Origin of the sequence: Streptomyces sp. NPDC002773, assembly GCF_040295605.1 — a bacterium.
In the GTDB taxonomy this organism is placed as follows: Bacteria; Actinomycetota; Actinomycetes; order Streptomycetales; family Streptomycetaceae; genus Streptomyces.
The window spans coordinates 155,146-172,758 of record NZ_JBEOVO010000010.1; the positions used below are offsets into that span (position 1 = coordinate 155,146).

The following is a 17,613-nucleotide window of genomic DNA, read 5'->3' on the forward strand; positions in this document are numbered from 1 at the left end:
TGGTCTGGACCTCTTGACGATTGGTCCAGACCTTCCTACGCTCTCGGGGCGCGCGCATCTTCACGGACCACCCCCACCCCATGTCCGTCCGCAACTTGAGGAGCACCGTTGAGCACTCAAGCACCGACGCGCAGAACAGGGTTCAGACACCGGGCCGCCGCCGGACTGACCGCCCTGATCCTGCCCCTGGCCGCCATGGTCGGCCTCGCCACCCCCGCCGAAGCCGCCACCTCGGCCACCGCCACGTACACCAAGACCCAGGACTGGGGCACCGGGTTCGGTGCCAACTGGACCATCAAGAACACCGGCACCACCACCATCAGCGCCTGGACCGTCGAGTGGGACTACCCCGCCGGCACCTCCGTGACCTCCGCCTGGGACGCCACCGTCACCAGCTCCGGCACCCACTGGACCGCCAAGAACGTCGGCTGGAACGGGACCCTCGCCCCCGGCGCCTCCGTCTCCTTCGGGTACAACGGCGCCGGCCCCGGCGCCCCCACCGGCTGCAAGATCAACGGCGCGGCCTGCGACGGCACCAGCCAGCCCGGCGACAACGCCCCCTCGGCCCCCGGCGCCCCGACCGCCTCCAGCATCACCGACACCTCGGTGAAGCTCACCTGGACCGCGGCCACCGACGACAAGGGCATCAAGAACTACGACGTCCTCCGCGACGGCGCCAAGGTCGCCACGGTCACCGGCCTCACCCACACCGACCAGGGCCTGACCGCCGGCACCGACTACAGCTACACGGTCGTCGCCCGCGACACCATCGACCAGACCGGCCCCGCCGCGGGACCGGTCGCCGTCCGCACCACCGGCGGCGGGGGCGGCCAGCCGAACCCCAACGCCGTGAAGATGGGCTACTTCACCAACTGGGGCGTCTACGGCCGCAACTACCACGTGAAGAACATCGTGACCTCGGGCTCCGCGTCCAAGATCACCCACATCAACTACGCCTTCGGCAACGTCACCGGCGGCAAGTGCACCATCGGTGACGCCTACGCCGACTACGACAAGGCCTACACCGCCGACCAGTCCGTCGACGGCGTCGCCGACACCTGGGACCAGCCGCTGCGCGGCAACTTCAACCAGCTGCGCAAGTTGAAGAAGGCCTACCCGAACATCAAGATCCTCTGGTCCTTCGGCGGCTGGACCTGGTCCGGCGGCTTCGGCCAGGCCATGCAGAACCCGACCGCCTTCGCCCAGTCCTGCTACGACCTGGTCGAGGACCCGCGCTGGGCCGACGTCTTCGACGGCATCGACCTGGACTGGGAGTACCCCAACGCCTGCGGCCTCTCCTGCGACACCAGCGGCCCGGCCTCGTTCAAGAACATGATGCAGGCCATGCGCGCCAAGTTCGGCACCAACAACCTGGTCACCGCGGCCGTCACGGCCGACGCCTCCGCCGGTGGCAAGATCGACGCCGCCGACTACGGCGGCGCCGCGCAGTACATGAACTGGTTCAACGTCATGACGTACGACTTCTTCGGCGCCTGGGCGGCCAAGGGCCCGACGGCCCCGCACTCCCCGCTCACCTCGTACGCCGGCATCCCGCAGGCGGGCTTCAACTCCGCCGAGGCGATCGCCAAGTTCAAAGCGAAGGGCGTCCCCGCCAACAAGCTGCTGCTCGGCATCGGCTTCTACGGACGCGGCTGGACCGGCGTCACCCAGTCCGCCCCCGGCGGCACGGCGACCGGCCCGGCGGCCGGCACCTACGAGCAGGGCATCGAGGACTACAAGGTCCTCAAGAGCTCCTGCCCCGCCACCGGCACCGTCGCGGGCACGGCGTACGCCCACTGCGGCAGCAACTGGTGGAGCTACGACACCCCGGCCACGGTCACGTCCAAGATGAGCTGGGCGAAGAACCAGGGCCTGGGCGGCGCGTTCTTCTGGGAGTTCAGCGGTGACACCGGCAACGGCGAACTCGTCGGCGCCATCAACACCGGCCTGAAGTAAACCCCACCCAAGCAACCCCCACCCCGAAAAACGAGAAGCGGGGGACGGCGCAGCACGCCGTCCCCCGCTTCTGCACGCCTGAGACGAGTCAGGCGACGTTCACCCTCTGACCCGGAGGCGCCGCCTCAAGCCAGGCCATGAAACCGGTCCGCGCGTCCTCGCTCATCGCGAGCTCCAGCCGCACACCCTCGTACATACAGGGCTGGATCACCGCGTGGGAGAGCAGCGCGAGCTCCTCCTCGCCCTCCGGCGACCGGCGCTCCAGGGCCACGATCGACGAGCGCTCCAGGACCCGGCGCGGGCGGGGCGAGTACGAGAAGACCCGGAACCAGGCGATCTCGTCACCGCTGTAGCGGGCGACGCCGTACACCCAGCCCTTGCCGCTCGGATCCAGCTCGTCCGGGACGTCCCAGTGCAGGGAGCAGTCGAAGGTGCCGCCGGCACGCTGGATCAGCCTCCGGCGCAAGCCGAAGACGAAGAGCCCGATCACCACCAGTGCGACGACCAGGCCGCACACGAGCAGAGCGAGGAACATCTTCACCGACCTCCTCGCTGCGTCCCGTAGCCGGCATCACCGGCAGAACCGAATACCACCTGCATCTGCATCGCCTCAGCCGCGGCACGCTCCGGAGAATTCCCGGACCGTGCCGCGGCTGAGGGCACTACTCGGCGCGGACCGTCAGCGGACCGCTACCGCGCGCAGCCGGACGTCGGCGCGCCGCTCGGCGGCGGCGTCGGAGTCCGACTTCGCACGCTCCAGCGCGCGCTCGGCGCGCTGGGCGTCGATCTCGTCCGCCAGCTCGCAGATCTCCGCGAGCAGAGACAGCTTGTCGTCGGCGAACGAGATGAATCCACCGTGGACGGCGGCGACGACGGTCGCGCCCTCGCTGGTACGGATGGTCACCGGGCCCGACTCCAGCACACCGAGCAGCGGCTGGTGGCCGGGCATGACGCCGATGTCGCCGGAGGTGGTACGCGCGATGACCAGGGTGGCCTCGCCGGACCAGACACTCCGGTCCGCGGCGACCAGCTCGACGTGCAGCTCAGCAGCCAAGGGTGGCTCCTCGGGTCACCACCCGGCGGTCGTGCCGGGTGTTGGGGTCAATTCTAGTGGGCGTGGTGAGAGGGGCGGGACAGGTCCCGCCCCCCTCGGGTGGCGCGAGGCTCAGGAGACGCCGAGTTCCTTGGCGTTGTTCTTGAGGTCCTCGATGCCACCGCACATGAAGAACGCCTGCTCGGGGAAGTGGTCGTACTCACCGTCGCAGATCGCGTTGAACGCGGCGATCGACTCGTCGAGCGGAACGTCCGAACCGTCCACACCGGTGAACTGCTTCGCCGCGTGGGTGTTCTGGGACAGGAAGCGCTCGACACGGCGGGCGCGGTGGACAACGAGCTTGTCCTCCTCGCTCAGCTCGTCGATACCGAGAATCGCGATGATGTCCTGGAGGTCCTTGTACTTCTGCAGGATTCCCTTGACGCGCGTGGCGGCGTCGTAGTGGTCCTGCGCGATGTAGCGCGGGTCCAGGATCCGGGACGTGGAGTCCAGCGGGTCCACGGCCGGGTAGATGCCCTTCTCGGAGATCGGACGGGAGAGAACCGTCGTCGCGTCGAGGTGGGCGAAGGTGGTGGCCGGAGCCGGGTCGGTCAGGTCGTCCGCGGGGACGTAGATCGCCTGCATCGAGGTGATCGAGTGACCACGGGTCGAGGTGATGCGCTCCTGGAGGAGACCCATCTCGTCGGCCAGGTTCGGCTGGTAACCCACCGCGGAGGGCATACGGCCGAGCAGGGTCGACACCTCGGAACCGGCCTGGGTGAAGCGGAAGATGTTGTCGATGAAGAACAGCACGTCCTGCTTCTGCACATCGCGGAAGTACTCCGCCATGGTCAGACCGGCGAGGGCCACGCGCAGACGGGTGCCCGGGGGCTCGTCCATCTGGCCGAAGACCAGCGCGGTCTTGTCGAGAACGCCGGCCTCCTCCATCTCGACCATCAGGTCGTTACCCTCACGGGTACGCTCGCCGACGCCCGCGAAGACCGACACACCGTCGTGCAGCTTGGCCACACGGACGATCATTTCCTGGATCAGAACGGTCTTGCCGACACCGGCACCACCGAACAGACCGATCTTTCCACCCTTGACGTACGGGGTGAGAAGGTCGACGACCTTGAGGCCGGTCTCGAACATCTCGGTCTTGGACTCGAGCTGGTCGAAGGCCGGGGCCTTGCGGTGGATCGTCCAGCGCGGCGCGTCGGCCACGGTGGACTCGTCGGCGTTCAGCACCTGACCCAGCGTGTTGAACACACGGCCCTTGGTGACGTCACCGACGGGGACGGTGATGCCCGTGCCGGTGTTGGTCACCGGGGCCTGGCGGACCAGGCCGTCGGTGGGCTGCATCGAGATGGTGCGGACCACGCCGTCACCGAGGTGCTGGGCGACCTCGAGGGTCAGCGTCTTGGTCGCGCCCTCCTCGGCCGGGTCCGGAACCTGGACGTTCAGCGCGTTGTAGATCTCCGGCATCGCGTCGACGGGGAACTCCACGTCGACGACCGGGCCGATGACCCGGGCGACGCGGCCCGTGGCGGCGGCCGTCACGCTCTTTTCGGTAGTCGTCGTCATTTACTTGTCACTCCCCGCGGTCGCGTCGGCCAGGGCTGCGGTGCCACCGACGATCTCGCTGATTTCCTGGGTGATTTCGGCCTGGCGGGCCGCGTTGGCAAGTCGGGAGAGGTTGTTGATCAAGTCTCCCGCGTTGTCGGTCGCCGACTTCATCGCGCGGCGCGTGGCGGCGTGCTTGGAGGCAGCCGACTGGAGCAGCGCGTTGTAGATCCGGCTCTCGACGTACCGGGGCAGCAGGGCGTCGAGGACGTCCTCCGCCGACGGCTCGAAGTCGTACAGCGGGCGGAGCGTGTCCGAGCCGCCTGCCTCCTTCGCCACCTCGTCGAGGCTGAGGGGCAGCAGCCGGGCCTCGACCGCCGTCTGCGTCATCATCGAGACGAACTCGGTGTAGACGATGTGGAGCTCGTCCACGCCGCCCTCGGCCGTGTCCTTCTCGATCGCCTCGATCAGCGGTGCCGCGATCGTCTTGGCGTCGCCGTACGACGGCTGGTCCGTGAACCCGGTCCACGTACCGGCCAGCTTCCGCTCACGGAAGTTGTAGTGCGCGATGCCTCGACGGCCGACGACGTAGACGGTGACCTCGCGGCCCTCGCCCTCCAGCTTCGCCGTCAGCTTCTCCGCCGCCTTGATGGCGTTGGAGTTGAACGCGCCGGCCAGACCGCGGTCGCTCGAGAGGAGCAGGACCGCGGCGCGGACGGGGTTCTCCGCCTCGGTGGTCAGCGGGTGCTTGTCATTGGCACCCGTGGCCACCGCCGTGACCGCGCGCGTCAGCTCGGTCGCGTACGGAGTCGACGCCTGTACCTTGCGCTGCGCCTTGACGACACGCGAGGCGGCGATCATCTCCATCGCCTTGGTGATCTTCTTCGTCGCGGTGACGGATTTGATGCGACGCTTGTAGACCCGGAGCTGCGCTCCCATGAGTCAGGTCCCTTCCGTCGTCACTTCGAGACGTTGACGGCGGCAGGAGCGTCCTCGCCCAGCAGCTTGCCGTCAGAGGTCTCGAACTGCTTCTTGAACTCCGCGATCGCGTCGGCGACGGACTGCAGCGTGTCGTCCGACATCTTGCCGCCCTCACGGATGGAGGTCATGAGGCCCGAGTGGTTCTGGCGGAGGTACGCCAGGAGCTCGGCCTCGAAGCGGCGGATGTCGGCCACCGGGACGTCGTCCATCTTGCCGGTGGTGCCGGCCCAGACGGAGACGACCTGGTTCTCGGTGGGCATCGGCTGGTACTGAGCCTGCTTGAGCAGCTCGACCATGCGCTGTCCACGCTCCAGCTGCGCCTTGGAGGCCGCGTCCAGGTCGGAACCGAAGGCGGCGAACGCCTCCAGCTCACGGAACTGGGCGAGGTCCACACGGAGGCGACCGGAGATCTGCTTCATCGCCTTGTGCTGGGCGGAGCCACCGACACGCGAGACCGAGATACCGACGTTCAGAGCCGGACGCTGGCCGGCGTTGAACAGGTCGGACTCCAGGAAGCACTGGCCGTCGGTGATGGAGATGACGTTGGTCGGGATGAACGCCGACACGTCGTTCGCCTTGGTCTCGACGATCGGGAGACCCGTCATCGAACCGGCACCGAGCTCGTCCGAGAGCTTCGCGCAGCGCTCGAGGAGACGCGAGTGCAGGTAGAAGACGTCACCCGGGTAGGCCTCACGGCCCGGCGGGCGGCGCAGCAGCAGGGACACGGCGCGGTAGGCGTCGGCCTGCTTCGACAGGTCGTCGAAGACGATCAGGACGTGCTTGCCCTGGTACATCCAGTGCTGACCGATGGCGGAACCGGTGTACGGCGCCAGGTACTTGAAGCCGGCCGGGTCGGACGCCGGGGCGGCGACGATCGTCGTGTACTCGAGCGCGCCGGCCTCTTCCAGGGCGCCGCGAACGGACGCGATGGTCGAGCCCTTCTGGCCCACGGCGACGTAGATGCAGCGGACCTGCTTGTTCACGTCGCCCGAGCGCCAGTTGTCACGCTGGTTGATGATCGTGTCGACGCACAGCGCGGTCTTGCCGGTCTGACGGTCACCGATGATCAGCTGACGCTGGCCGCGGCCGACCGGGGTCATGGCGTCGACGGCCTTGTAGCCGGTCTCCATCGGCTCGTGCACCGACTTACGGGCCATTACGCCCGGGGCCTGCAGCTCGAGGGCACGACGTCCCTCGGTCGCGATCTCGCCGAGACCGTCGATCGGGTTGCCGAGCGGGTCGACGACGCGACCCAGGTATCCCTCACCGACACCGACGGAGAGGACCTCGCCGGTGCGCTGCACCGCCTGTCCCTCCTCGATGCCGCTGAACTCGCCGAGGACGATCGCACCGATCTCGCGCTCTTCGAGGTTCAGGGCGAGACCGAGGGTCCCGTCCTCGAACTTCAGCAGCTCGTTCGCCATGGCCGAGGGAAGACCCTCGATCTTCGCGATACCGTCACCGGCCAGGCTGACCGTGCCGACCTCCTCGCGCGAGGCCGCGTCCGGCTGGTACGACTGGACGAAGTTCTCCAGTGCGTCCCGGATCTCCTCCGGCCGGATCGTGAGCTCCGCCATCTGGGTTCCCTGCTCTCCTTGTTGGGCCCGAAGTTTCTTAAGGGGTCTGGGGGCCGACCCCCAGGAATCTTCTGCAATCTCTGCACGGCCCAACCGGGCCGCAGGTGGTGCTGTGGTGCTGTGATGCCTTGTGCTGTGATGCCTTGTGCCGGGGCGGCTGCGTCAGCCGGCCAGTCGACGGGTCGCCTCGTCGAGGCGCTCCGCGATCGACCCGTTGATGACCTCGTCGCCGACCTGCACGGTGATCCCGCCGAGGACCGCCGGGTCCACGTCCAGGTTCAGGTGCATCTCGCGGCCGTACAGCTTGGCGAGGACGGCACCGAGGCGCTGCTTCTGCTGGTCCGACAGCGGCACCGCCGAGGTGACGACGGCGACCATCCGGTTCCGGCGCGCCGCGGCGAGCTTGGACAGGGACTCGAGTCCCGCTTCCAGGCTACGTCCCCGGGGCTGGGTCACCAGACGGACGACCAGACGCTCGGTGGTCGCGTGGGCCTTGCCGCCGAGCAGGCTGCGGAGCAGCGCGCCCTTGGCGGTGGCCGTGGCGGCCTTGTCCGTCAGCGCCGAGCGGAGCTCGGGGCTGGAGGACACGATCCGGCCGAACCGGAACAGCTCGTCCTCGACGTCGTCGAGGGCGCCCGCCTTCTGCGCCGCGGTGAGGTCGGCGGTGTTCGCCAGCTCCTCGGCCGCGTCGACCAGGTCACGCGAACGCGACCAGCGGGAACGCACCATGCCGGACACCAGGTCGACGGTCGCGCCGCCCACCTGACCGCTCAGGAGTCGCTGCGCGAGCTCGGCCTTGGCCTCACCCGACTGCGCGGGGTCGGTCAGGACCCGGCGCAGCGACACCTCGCGGTCGAGCAGCACGGTGACTGCGGCCAGCTCGTCCGCGAGTACGCCCGCGTCGGCCGACGTGTTGTCGGTCAGCGCGTCGAGGGACTCACGGGCGGCGGACAATGCCTCGCGGCTCGCTCCGTTCATCGGACCGCCTCGGCCTTCTCCTCGAGCTCGTCGAGGAAGCGGTCGATGGTGCGGCTCTGACGGGCGGTGTCCTCGAGGGACTCGCCGACCAGCTTGCCGGCCAGGTCGGTGGCGAGCTTGCCCACGTCCTGGCGCAGCGACGCAGAGGCGGCCTTGCGGTCGGCCTCGATCTGCGTGTGACCGGCCGCGATGATCTCCTCGCGCTGGCGCTGGCCTTCCGCCTTCATCTCCTGGATGATCGCGGTGCCCTGCTCCGTCGCCTCCTGGCGAAGACGCGCGGCCTCGTGGCGGGCCTCGGCGAGCTGGGCCTTGTACTGCTCCAGCACACTCTTAGCCTCGATCTGGGCCGACTCGGCCTTCTCGATGCCACCCTCGATGGCCTCGCGACGCTGCTCCAGAACCTTGTTGATGTTCGGGAGGAGCTTCTTGGCGAGGAAGCCGAAGACGATGACGAAGGCGATCAGGCCGATGACGAGCTCGTCGAGATGCGGGAGCAGAGGAGGCTGGGGCTCCTCCGCCGCCGCAAGAAGCAGAGCGTTCACATCAGTGCCTTCCGTAAAAAGAATCGGGCAGTCGGTCCGGCTTACTGGTAGACGAAGCCCATGACGATGCCGATGAGGGCGAGCGCCTCACAGAAGGCGAAGCCCATGATCTGGTTGGTGCGGATCAGACCGGCGGCCTCGGGCTGGCGGGCGAGGGCCTGCGTACCGTTACCGAAGATGATGCCGACGCCGACGCCGGGGCCGATCGCGGCGAGGCCGTAGCCGATGGACGCGACGTTGCCGACGACAGTGCTCTTGGCGGAGTCACCGGGGGCGGCGAGGTTGACCAGTTCGAGAGCAGCGGACATGCCGTTACTTCCTTCTCTTTCAATGACCCGGTGGGGGTTGGCCACCGGACGACTGTTGGATTGGGGGTGAAGCCACGATCCGGGACGGATCGGCTCAGTGGTGCTCGGAGAGCGCGCCCTGGATGTAGCTGCAGGACAGGAGCACGAAGACGTACGCCTGGACGGCCTGGATGAAGAGCTCGAAGGCGGTCATCACGAGGACCATCACGAACGAGGCGCCGGCGTAGACGAAGCCCAGGCCGTTCATGAGGTACCAGGTGGCCAGCGAGAACATCACGATCAGCAGGTGACCGGCGAACATGTTCGCGAACAGTCGCACCGCGTGGGTGAACGGCCGGATGAGGAGGTTCGAGAAGAACTCCAGGACGACGACCATCGGGAGGATCGCACCGAGGGACTTGTCGTAGCCGACGATGTTCTTCCAGCCACCCACGAAGCCGTGCTTCTTGAAGGTGAGCGAGATCCACATCACGTACACGATCAGCGCGAGACCGGCCGGGAAGGCGATCAGCGAGGTGACCGGGAACTGGGCGAGCGGAATGATCGACCAGAGGTTCATGATCCAGACGAAGAAGAACAGCGACACCATGAAGGGGACGTACTTCTCGCCGTCCTTCTTGCCGATGATCTCGTAGACGATGCCGCGGCGTACGAAGTCGTAACCCGCCTCGCCGACCATCTGGAGCTTGCCGGGGATCAGCTTGGGCTTGCTGAAGGCGGCCCAGAAGAACCCGACGATCACGATGGAGCCGAGGATGGCGAGCAGCATCGGCTTGGTGAGCTCGATGCCGGCCACCGTCGCGACGGGCTCGTACATGAACGTGTGCAGGCCCGGCGCCGGGAAGCCACATCCACTGAAGATGTGGCAATCCGGGTCGAAGGCAAGCGTCTGGTCAGCACTCACCGCGGGCTCCTTCAGCGTGGCGCATGGGTACGGCAACCTCGATGTGTCGGCGCGGCACGCAGCCGCGGGTCGGCACTGGACTGGTCTTACGGGTAAGGGGGCGGCGGTTCGGCATCGAGCCTCGCGCTGGGACAGGCGTCTCGGATGCCCGCGCCCGCAGTGCCGCAGTTGGCACCGGACGATAGCAGGAAGCCGGACGCGGCTTTATCCCGGGCCTACCCTTCACGACTTCGACCCCGTGTTTCCGGGGTCGATGTACGTGATCTTGGCCTTCATGTACGCCCGGGCCTGTGCGGCGACCCACACCACGGTCGCCGCGAGCAGGGTGAAGGCGAAGGCCTTGAAGTCGAACAGCGTGGTGTTCTTGAGCAAGGCCAGGAAGGTGAAGAGCACCAGCAGCTGGGCCACGTAGAGCATGAGCCCCATGGCCTGGAAGAGGTGCGGGAAGGACTTCGCCGTCCGCTGGAGGACCAGCTGCCCGATCCCCATGAAGAGGAGGACCACCAGGGTGCCGACGACGGCTCCGATCGCACCCTTGCCACCAGCGACCACCCCGCTGATGACCGTGGCGACTGCGCCGACGGCTGCGGTGGGTACGGCGGTGTGCACAAGGATGCGTGCGTCGTTGGACGGCATGGCGGTGTCTCCGCTTGCTGAAGGGGGCGATGGTGCGTCGTGGACGAGCGTAAGCCCGGTCCGAGGTGGGTCTCGGGGCCAACAGACCGTCGCACTACGGTCTTTCGGCTCTGGCGCCGGGTCTCGTGAACCGTATCACAAACTATTTGAATAGGTCTTTACCCAGAAGGTGTGCCAACTGTCACACATGAGAGTTACCCCGCGCGTGTGTGCAGGACAGGAAGGCGCCTTGTCTGCTAATGGCCGCGGTTGCGGCTTTCGTCAACTTGGCGTTCCGGCCTTCCGCCGGTCCGTGAAGCGCGCGCGGTTGCCGATGGCCGTGGAGCCGTGGAGCCCCGCCGGCACCGGAATGCGCTCCTCCTCGGCCTCGACCGGCTCCGGGACGGCCTCCACGACGGGAATCCGCTTGCGGCGCCGGTAGCGGGGCGGTACGACCGACTCGGCCCAGCGGGGGGCCCGCGGCGTGAAGCGCGGCAGCAGGAGCAGCACCAGACCGATCGCGCTCAGTCCGACGACGCAGAGGACGATCCACATCGACGCCGAGTGGACCGAGTACGCCAGCGTCCCGAAGGCGATCAGGGCCGACCAGAAGTACATGATCAGCACCGCGCGGCTGTGCGAGTGCCCGATCTCCAGGAGCCGGTGGTGCAGGTGCCCGCGGTCGGCCGCGAACGGCGACTGGCCCTTCCAGGTGCGGCGCACGATCGCGAGCACCAGGTCCGCCATCGGGATCGCGATGATCGTCAGCGGCAGCAGCAGCGGGATGAAGACCGGCAGGGCGGCGTGCGTGGCCTCGCGGGTGGAGCCCTCGAAGATCTTCAGCGCGTCCGGGTCGACCTGGCCGGTGATCGAGATGGCGGAGGCCGCCAGGATCAGACCGATCAGCATCGAGCCCGAGTCGCCCATGAAGATCCGCGCCGGGTGCATGTTGTGCGGCAGGAAGCCGAGGCACATGCCCATGAGGATGACGGTGAAGAGCGTCGCGGGGGCGGCGGCCTCGATCGTGTAGCCGTACCAGAGGCGGTACGCGTACAGGAAGAAGGCGGCGGCGGCGAGGCAGACCATGCCGGCGGCGAGACCGTCGAGACCGTCGACGAAGTTGACGGCGTTGATGGTGAGGACGACCAGGGCGACGGTCAGGAGCGTGCCCTGCCAGGGGGTCAGGGAGACCACGCCGACGCCCGGGATCGGCAGCCACAGGATCGTCAGACCCTGCGCGACCATCACGCCCGCCGAGATCATCTGCGCGCCCAGCTTGATCAGGGCGTCCAGTTCGAACTTGTCGTCCAGGACGCCGATCAGCCAGATCAGGGCGGCACCGGAGAGCAGCGCGCGCGGCTCGTTGGAGAGCTCGAAGACGCTGTTCAGGTTCTGCAGGTGGTCGGCGACGAGGAGTCCCGCGCACAGCCCGAAGAACATGGCGATGCCACCGAGCCGCGGAGTCGGTTCTCGGTGTACGTCGCGGGCGCGGATCTCCGGCATCGCCCCGGTCGCGATGGCGAACTTCCGCACCGGACCGGTGAGCAGATAGGTCACCGCGGCCGTGACACAGAGCGTCAGCAGGTAATCACGCACGGGCTGCCCCACAGGAATCGCTGGCCATCTCAGCCCCACACCCTAGCCGTGCCGTCCATGTGCTTGGAGACACCCGGGGCCGCCGAACGGTTGCGTTCGGGGTTTCCGCGATCTTCCCTCAGCGTCCGTACGGGGGAAAACGTGCGGTCAGCGCCCGTACCTCCGCCCGTACGCGGGCGGTCTCCCCGGCGTCGTCGCGTAGCGCGGCGGTGAACAGTGCGGCAATTCTGGCCATCTCCGGGGTGCCCATGCCCTGCGTGGTGACGGCCGCCGTGCCGAGCCGGATGCCGCGCGCCTCCCCGTGGGGCAGGGCGCAGGTGTCGAGCACGATGCCGGCGGCGGCGAGGCGGGTGCGGGCGGTGCGGCCGTCGATGCCGAGGGGCGAGGGGTCGGCGGTGATGAGGTGGGTGTCGGTGCCGCCGGTGGTCAGCGCGAAGCCCTCGGCGGCGAGCGCGGCCGCGAGGACCCGGGCGTGCTCGACCACCCGATGGGCGTACGCGGTGAACGCCGGGGTGGACGCCTCGCCGAAGGCCACCGCCTTCGCCGCGATCGTGTGCATCTGGGCGCCGCCCTGGGTGAAAGGGAACACCGCGCGGTCGATCCGCCCCGCGAGGTCGTCGCCGCAGAGGATCATGCCGCCGCGCGGGCCCCGCAGCACCTTGTGGGTGGTCGCGCAGACCACGTCGGCGTACGGGACGGGGCTGGGGGCCGCTCCCCCGGCGACCAGGCCGATGGGGTGGGCCGCGTCGGCGATGAGATAGGCGCCGACCTCGTCGGCGATGTCGCGGAAGATCGCGTAGTCGAGGTGGCGGGGGTGGGAGATGGAGCCGCAGACGATCGCCTTGGGGCGGTGGTGGCGGGCGAGCGCGGCGACCTGTTCGTAGTCGACGAGCCCGGTCTCGGCGTCCACGCCGTACGGGACGAAGTCGAACCAGCGGCCGGAGAAGTTCGCGGGGGAACCGTGCGTGAGGTGCCCGCCGTGGTTCAGGCCCATCGCGAGCACCGTGTCACCGGGCCTGAGAAGGGCCGCGTACGCCGCCAGGACGGCCGAGGAGCCCGAGTGTGCCTGGACGTTCGCGTGGTCGGCGCCGAAGAGCGAGGTGGCCCGCTCCACGGCGATCCGCTCGGCGGCGTCGGCGTACGCGCAGCCGCCGTGGTGACGGGCGCCGGGATAGCCCTCGGCGTACTTGTTGGCGAGCGGGGAGCCGAGGGTGGCGAGCACGGCGGGCGAGGTGAAGTTCTCGGCGGCGATCAACTGCAGGCTGTCCGCCTGCCGCCGCGCCTCGCCGAGCAGCACGTCGGCGACCTCCGGGTCCTGCCGGCGCAGGACGTCGAGTTCCTCGGCGGGTGGAGCGGTGACCGACATGCCACCAATGTAGGCACGGGAACCCCGCCCCGCCCGCCGAGCGCGAGAACGGTCAATCTCGCGCGCGTACGCCCGTCAGTGCCGTCACCACCGGGTCCAGTGCCTGGTCGAGCCCCACCCCCGACGCACCCCTCGCACCGCTCGGCCCCAAGGGGCCTCCCGGGCGTCGGGCCGCTGCGCCGGACTCCGTCCGCCGGTCGTGGCCGGCGTCGCGCCGTCGATCCCGTGCCCCGTACGCCCGTGAGGGCCGTCAGTCCCGCGCCCGTACGCCCGTCAGTGCCATCACCACCGGGTCCAGCGCCTGGCTGAGCCCCACCCCCGACGCGCCCCTCGCACCGCTCGGCCCCAAGGGGCCTCCCGGGCGTCGGGCCGCTGCGCCGGACTCCGTCCGCCGGACCGGGCCACGCGGCGATTTCAGTCCCGCGCCCGTACGCCCGTCAGTGCCGTCACCACCGGGTCCAGCGCCTGGTTGATCTCGTCGCCGATCGAGCGGAAGAAGGTGATGGGGGCGCCGTACGGGACCCAATCCCCGACGCGCCCCTCGCACCGCTCGGCCCCAAGGGGCCTCCCGGGCGTCGGGCCGCTGCGTCGGACTCCGTCCGCCGGACCAGGCCACCCGGCGATTTCAGTCCCGCGCCCGCACGCCCGTCAGTGCCGTCACCACCGGGTCCAGTGCCTGGCTGAGCCCCACCCCCGACGCGCCCCTCGCACCGCTCGGCCCCAAGGGGCCTCCCGGGCATCGCGACGCTGCGTCGGACTCCGTCCGCCGGACCGGGCCACCCGGCGATTTCAGTCCCGCGCCCGCACGCCCGTCAGGGCCGTCACCACCGGGTCCAGCGCCTGGTTGATCTCGTCGCCGATCGAGCGGAAGAAGGTGATCGGGGCGCCGTACGGGTCGTTGACCTCGTCCGCGTCCACCGAGGGGGCCAGGAGCCAGCCGCGGAGGGCCGCTGCCGCGCGGACCAGGGCGCGGGCGCGTTCGACCATGCCCTCGTCGTGGGCGTCCGGGAGCGTGGCCGGGTCGATCGCGCGGACCAGGCGGGTGAACTCCTTCAGGGTGAAGGTGCGCAGGCCCGCCGAGTGGCCCATCGAGATGACCTGCGCCCGGTGGTCGCGGGTCGCCGTCAGGACCAGGTCCGCGCGGATGACGTGCTCGTCGAGGAGCTCGCGCCCCACGAAGCCGCTGTAGTCCGCGCCGAAGTCGGCGAGGACCAGTTCCGCGTTGGCCTCCATCGGGGCGCCCTCGTGGCCCCAGGTACCCGCGCTCTCCACGATCAGGCCGCCGCCGAGAGGATCGCCGAGGCGGTCGCTCAGGGCATGGCGGGTCAGCCGCTCGGTGATCGGCGAGCGGCAGACGTTGCCGGTGCTGACGTGGAGGATGCGGAAGGTGGTGCTGTCGTCGAACCCCGCTATGCCACGCCCCTCAAGGGCGGTCAACTGGCCACCTCGAGGTCGGGTACGACCTTCCGGAGCTCCTCGGGCGACAGCGCGCCCTCGCGCAGCAGCACCGGGACCTTGCCCGTGACGTCGACGATGGACGAGGGGACGATGCCGGGGGTCGGGCCGCCGTCGAGGTAGACGGAGACGGAGTCGCCGAGCATCTGCTGGGCCGCGTCGCAGTCCTCCGGCGACGGGTGGCCGGTGAGGTTGGCCGAGGAGACGGCCATCGGGCCGACCTCGGTGAGCAGCTCGATCGCGACCGGGTGCAGCGGCATGCGAATGGCGACGGTGCCCCGGGTGTCGCCCAGGTCCCACTGGAGGGACGGCTGGTGCCGGGCGACGAGGGTGAGGGCGCCGGGCCAGAACGCGTCGACGAGCTCCCAGGCCTGCTCGGAGAAGTCCGTGACCAGGCCGTGGAGGGTGTTCGGGGAGCCGATGAGCACGGGCGTGGGCATGTTGCGGCCACGGCCCTTGGCGGCGAGCAGGTCGGCCACGGCCTCGCTGCTGAAGGCGTCCGCGCCGATCCCGTACACGGTGTCGGTGGGCAGCACGACGAGCTCGCCCCGGCGGACGGCGGACGCGGCCTCGCGCAGACCGGTCAGACGGTCGGTCGCCTCGTTGCAGTCGTATCGCCGTGCCATCAGTTCCCGGCCTCCTCGTACACGTGATTCGTCATGGCAGTCATGGCCGTCATGGCATCGCCTTGCGGGCGGTCGCGAAGCGCGGCCGGTTGTTCAGGTCGGGGTGGTCGGCGGCGTCGGCCCAGCCGGCCTCTTCGTTGAAGATCCACGGCACCTGCCCGCCCTGGGTGTCCGCGTGCTCGATGACGACGAGGCCGCCGGGCCGCAGGAGCCGGTGGGCGGTGCGCTCGATGCCGCGGATGGTGTCGAGGCCGTCCTCGCCGGAGAAGAGAGCCATCTCCGGGTCGTGGTCACGGGCCTCGGGCGCCACGTACTCCCACTCGGTGAGCGGGATGTACGGCGGGTTGGAGATGACCAGGTCGACCTGGCCGTCCAGCTCCGGGAGGGCGCTCAGCGCGTCGCCCTGGTGGACGGAGACGCGCGATCCCTCGGCGTTCTTCCGGGTCCAGACGAGGGCGTCGTCGGAGAGCTCCACGGCGTGCACGCGGGAGCGCGGCACCTCCTGGGCCATGGCGAGCGCGATGGCCCCCGAGCCGGTGCAGAGGTCGACGATGAGGGGCTCGACGACGTCCATGGCGCGTACGGCGTCTATGGCCCAGCCGACGACCGACTCGGTCTCGGGGCGGGGCACGAAGACCCCGGGCCCGACCTGGAGCTCCAGGTAGCGGAAGAACGCCCGCCCGGTGATGTGCTGGAGCGGCTCGCGGGCCTCACGGCGGGCGACCGTCTCCCAGTAGCGGGCGTCGAAGTCCACGTCCTTGACGTTGTGCAGCTCCCCCCGCTTGACGCCGTGCACGAACGCGGCGAGTTCCTCGGCGTCGAAACGCGGTGAGGGGACGCCGGCGTCGGCCAGCCGCTGGGTGGCCTGGGCCACCTCGGCGAGCAGCAGACTTCGGGGGCCTGGGGGTCGCCCCCCAGAAAGTGACTGCACGCTGGTCCTCCGTGGTGCGGGGTGGGGCTTACGGAACTTACGCCACTTACGCCGCGGCGAGCTTGGCGGCGGAGTCGGCGTCGACGCACGCCTGGATCATGGAGTCCAGGTCGCCGTCGAGCACCTGGTCCAGGTTGTACGCCTTGAAGCCGACGCGGTGGTCGGAGATCCGGTTCTCCGGGAAGTTGTACGTACGGATCTTCTCGGACCGGTCGACGGTGCGGACCTGGCTGCGGCGGGCGTCGGCGGCCTTGGACTCGGCCTCCTCCTGCGCGGCGGCGAGCAGCCGGGACCGCAGGATGCGCATGGCCTGCTCCTTGTTCTGGAGCTGGCTCTTCTCGTTCTGGCAGGAGGCGACGATGCCGGTCGGCAGGTGGGTGATGCGGACGGCGGAGTCGGTGGTGTTGACCGACTGGCCGCCGGGGCCCGACGAACGGTAGACGTCGATGCGCAGGTCGTTGGCGTGGACCTCGACCTCGACCTCCTCGGCCTCGGGCGTGACGAGCACACCGGCGGCGGAGGTGTGGATGCGGCCGGCGGACTCGGTCGCGGGCACGCGCTGCACGCGGTGCACCCCGCCCTCGTACTTGAGGCGGGCCCAGACGCCCTGGCCGGGCTCGGTGGCGCCGTTGCCGCCCTTGGTCTTCACGGCGACCTGGACGTCCTTGTAGCCGCCGAGCTCGGACTCGGTGGCGTCGATGATCTCGGTCTTCCAGCCGACGCGCTCGGCGTACCGGAGGTACATGCGGAGCAGGTCGCCGGCGAAGAGGGCGGACTCGTCGCCGCCCGCGCCCGCCTTGATCTCCAGGATGACGTCCTTGTCGTCGCTGGGGTCGCGCGGGACGAGGAGCAGGCGGAGCTTCTCGGTGAGCCCTTCCCTGTCCTTCTCCAGCTGCTTGACCTCGGCGGCGAAGTCGGGGTCGTCCTGGGCCAGCTCGCGGGCGGTCTCGATGTCGTCACCGGTCTGCTTCCAGGCCCGGTAGGTGGCGACGATCGGGGTCAGCTCGGCGTAGCGCTTGTTGAGCTTGCGCGCGTTTGCCTGGTCGGCGTGGACCGAGGGGTCCGCGAGCTTCGTCTCCAGGCCGGCGTGCTCGCCGACCAGTTCCTCGACCGCCTCGAACATCGGGGGGCTCCTGGTCTGTTTCGTCAGTTGCTACGGGGACGGCAAAGCGCCGGTCCCGG

17 protein-coding genes and 1 pseudogene are annotated in these 17,613 nt (G+C 69.4%); 1 reads left to right on the forward strand and 17 read right to left on the reverse strand.

The annotated features are described in order from the left end of the window. Window positions 1-108: 108 nt before the first annotated feature. Window positions 109-1,956 (forward strand): glycosyl hydrolase family 18 protein, encoded by a 1,848-nt coding sequence (locus tag ABT034_RS15605; RefSeq protein WP_502972930.1) that lies wholly within the window; start codon window positions 109-111, stop codon window positions 1,954-1,956. Between the two features lie 88 nt (window positions 1,957-2,044). On the opposite strand, the gene ABT034_RS15610 is transcribed toward ABT034_RS15605, so the two are convergent. The 17 genes and pseudogenes from ABT034_RS15610 to prfA all read right to left on the reverse strand — a co-directional run bounded on the left by ABT034_RS15610 (window position 2,045) and on the right by prfA (window position 17,554). Beyond that, on the reverse strand, window positions 2,045-2,491 hold the full coding sequence (locus ABT034_RS15610; RefSeq protein ID WP_351215302.1) for a DUF2550 domain-containing protein: 447 nt from the start codon (window positions 2,489-2,491) through the stop codon (window positions 2,045-2,047). 144 nt (window positions 2,492-2,635) lie between these two features. Then, on the reverse strand, window positions 2,636-3,010 hold the full coding sequence (locus ABT034_RS15615) for a F0F1 ATP synthase subunit epsilon (RefSeq protein ID WP_024761909.1): 375 nt from the start codon (window positions 3,008-3,010) through the stop codon (window positions 2,636-2,638). 111 nt (window positions 3,011-3,121) lie between these two features. Next, the gene (gene atpD, locus ABT034_RS15620; RefSeq protein WP_351215305.1) at window positions 3,122-4,573 is read right to left on the reverse strand and encodes a F0F1 ATP synthase subunit beta; all 1,452 of its coding nucleotides are present in this window, start codon (window positions 4,571-4,573) and stop codon (window positions 3,122-3,124) included. Next, window positions 4,574-5,491 carry a F0F1 ATP synthase subunit gamma gene (locus ABT034_RS15625; protein WP_351215306.1) on the reverse strand — a complete coding sequence of 306 codons (918 nt, stop codon included), beginning with the start codon at window positions 5,489-5,491 and terminating at the stop codon, window positions 4,574-4,576. A gap of 20 nt (window positions 5,492-5,511) precedes the next feature. Beyond that, a complete protein-coding gene (gene atpA / locus ABT034_RS15630; RefSeq protein ID WP_351215308.1) occupies window positions 5,512-7,110 on the reverse strand; it encodes a F0F1 ATP synthase subunit alpha in 1,599 nt (532 codons plus the stop codon). A 162-nt stretch (window positions 7,111-7,272) separates the two neighbouring features. Continuing rightward, window positions 7,273-8,088, reverse strand: coding sequence for a F0F1 ATP synthase subunit delta (locus tag ABT034_RS15635; RefSeq protein WP_351215310.1), 816 nt, complete (start codon window positions 8,086-8,088; stop codon window positions 7,273-7,275). After that, complete coding sequence (locus ABT034_RS15640; protein WP_351215312.1) at window positions 8,085-8,630, reverse strand: F0F1 ATP synthase subunit B; 546 nt, start codon at window positions 8,628-8,630, stop codon at window positions 8,085-8,087. The genes ABT034_RS15635 and ABT034_RS15640 overlap by 4 nt, the downstream gene beginning before the upstream one ends. A 41-nt stretch (window positions 8,631-8,671) precedes the next feature. Then, window positions 8,672-8,938 carry an ATP synthase F0 subunit C gene (gene atpE / locus ABT034_RS15645; protein WP_351215314.1) on the reverse strand — a complete coding sequence of 89 codons (267 nt, stop codon included), beginning with the start codon at window positions 8,936-8,938 and terminating at the stop codon, window positions 8,672-8,674. Window positions 8,939-9,032: 94 nt separating this feature from the next. Further along, window positions 9,033-9,842: a F0F1 ATP synthase subunit A gene (gene atpB, locus ABT034_RS15650; protein ID WP_351215316.1), complete on the reverse strand. Its 810-nt coding sequence runs from the start codon at window positions 9,840-9,842 to the stop codon at window positions 9,033-9,035. Between the two features lie 222 nt (window positions 9,843-10,064). Continuing rightward, window positions 10,065-10,478 (reverse strand): Cg1360 family ATP-synthase-associated protein, encoded by a 414-nt coding sequence (locus tag ABT034_RS15655; RefSeq protein ID WP_351215318.1) that lies wholly within the window; start codon window positions 10,476-10,478, stop codon window positions 10,065-10,067. A gap of 261 nt (window positions 10,479-10,739) precedes the next feature. Further along, the gene (locus tag ABT034_RS15660) at window positions 10,740-12,053 is read right to left on the reverse strand and encodes an MraY family glycosyltransferase (RefSeq protein WP_351215320.1); all 1,314 of its coding nucleotides are present in this window, start codon (window positions 12,051-12,053) and stop codon (window positions 10,740-10,742) included. 118 nt (window positions 12,054-12,171) lie between these two features. Then, window positions 12,172-13,419, reverse strand: coding sequence for a serine hydroxymethyltransferase (gene glyA, locus ABT034_RS15665; protein WP_351215322.1), 1,248 nt, complete (start codon window positions 13,417-13,419; stop codon window positions 12,172-12,174). 414 nt (window positions 13,420-13,833) lie between these two features. Next, window positions 13,834-13,938 (reverse strand): annotated as a pseudogene (locus ABT034_RS15670) (protein-tyrosine-phosphatase); the annotation flags it as partial. 270 nt (window positions 13,939-14,208) lie between these two features. Then, entirely contained in the window at window positions 14,209-14,856 is a 648-nt protein-coding gene (locus tag ABT034_RS15675; RefSeq protein WP_351215324.1) for an arsenate reductase/protein-tyrosine-phosphatase family protein, read from the reverse strand. Continuing rightward, a complete protein-coding gene (locus ABT034_RS15680) occupies window positions 14,853-15,500 on the reverse strand; it encodes an L-threonylcarbamoyladenylate synthase (RefSeq protein WP_351215326.1) in 648 nt (215 codons plus the stop codon). Before ABT034_RS15680 ends, ABT034_RS15675 begins: the two co-directional genes overlap by 4 nt. Window positions 15,501-15,549: 49 nt before the next feature. After that, on the reverse strand, window positions 15,550-16,431 hold the full coding sequence (gene prmC, locus ABT034_RS15685) for a peptide chain release factor N(5)-glutamine methyltransferase (protein ID WP_211270406.1): 882 nt from the start codon (window positions 16,429-16,431) through the stop codon (window positions 15,550-15,552). A gap of 46 nt (window positions 16,432-16,477) precedes the next feature. After that, complete coding sequence (gene prfA / locus ABT034_RS15690; RefSeq protein ID WP_351215328.1) at window positions 16,478-17,554, reverse strand: peptide chain release factor 1; 1,077 nt, start codon at window positions 17,552-17,554, stop codon at window positions 16,478-16,480. Window positions 17,555-17,613 lie beyond the last annotated feature (59 nt).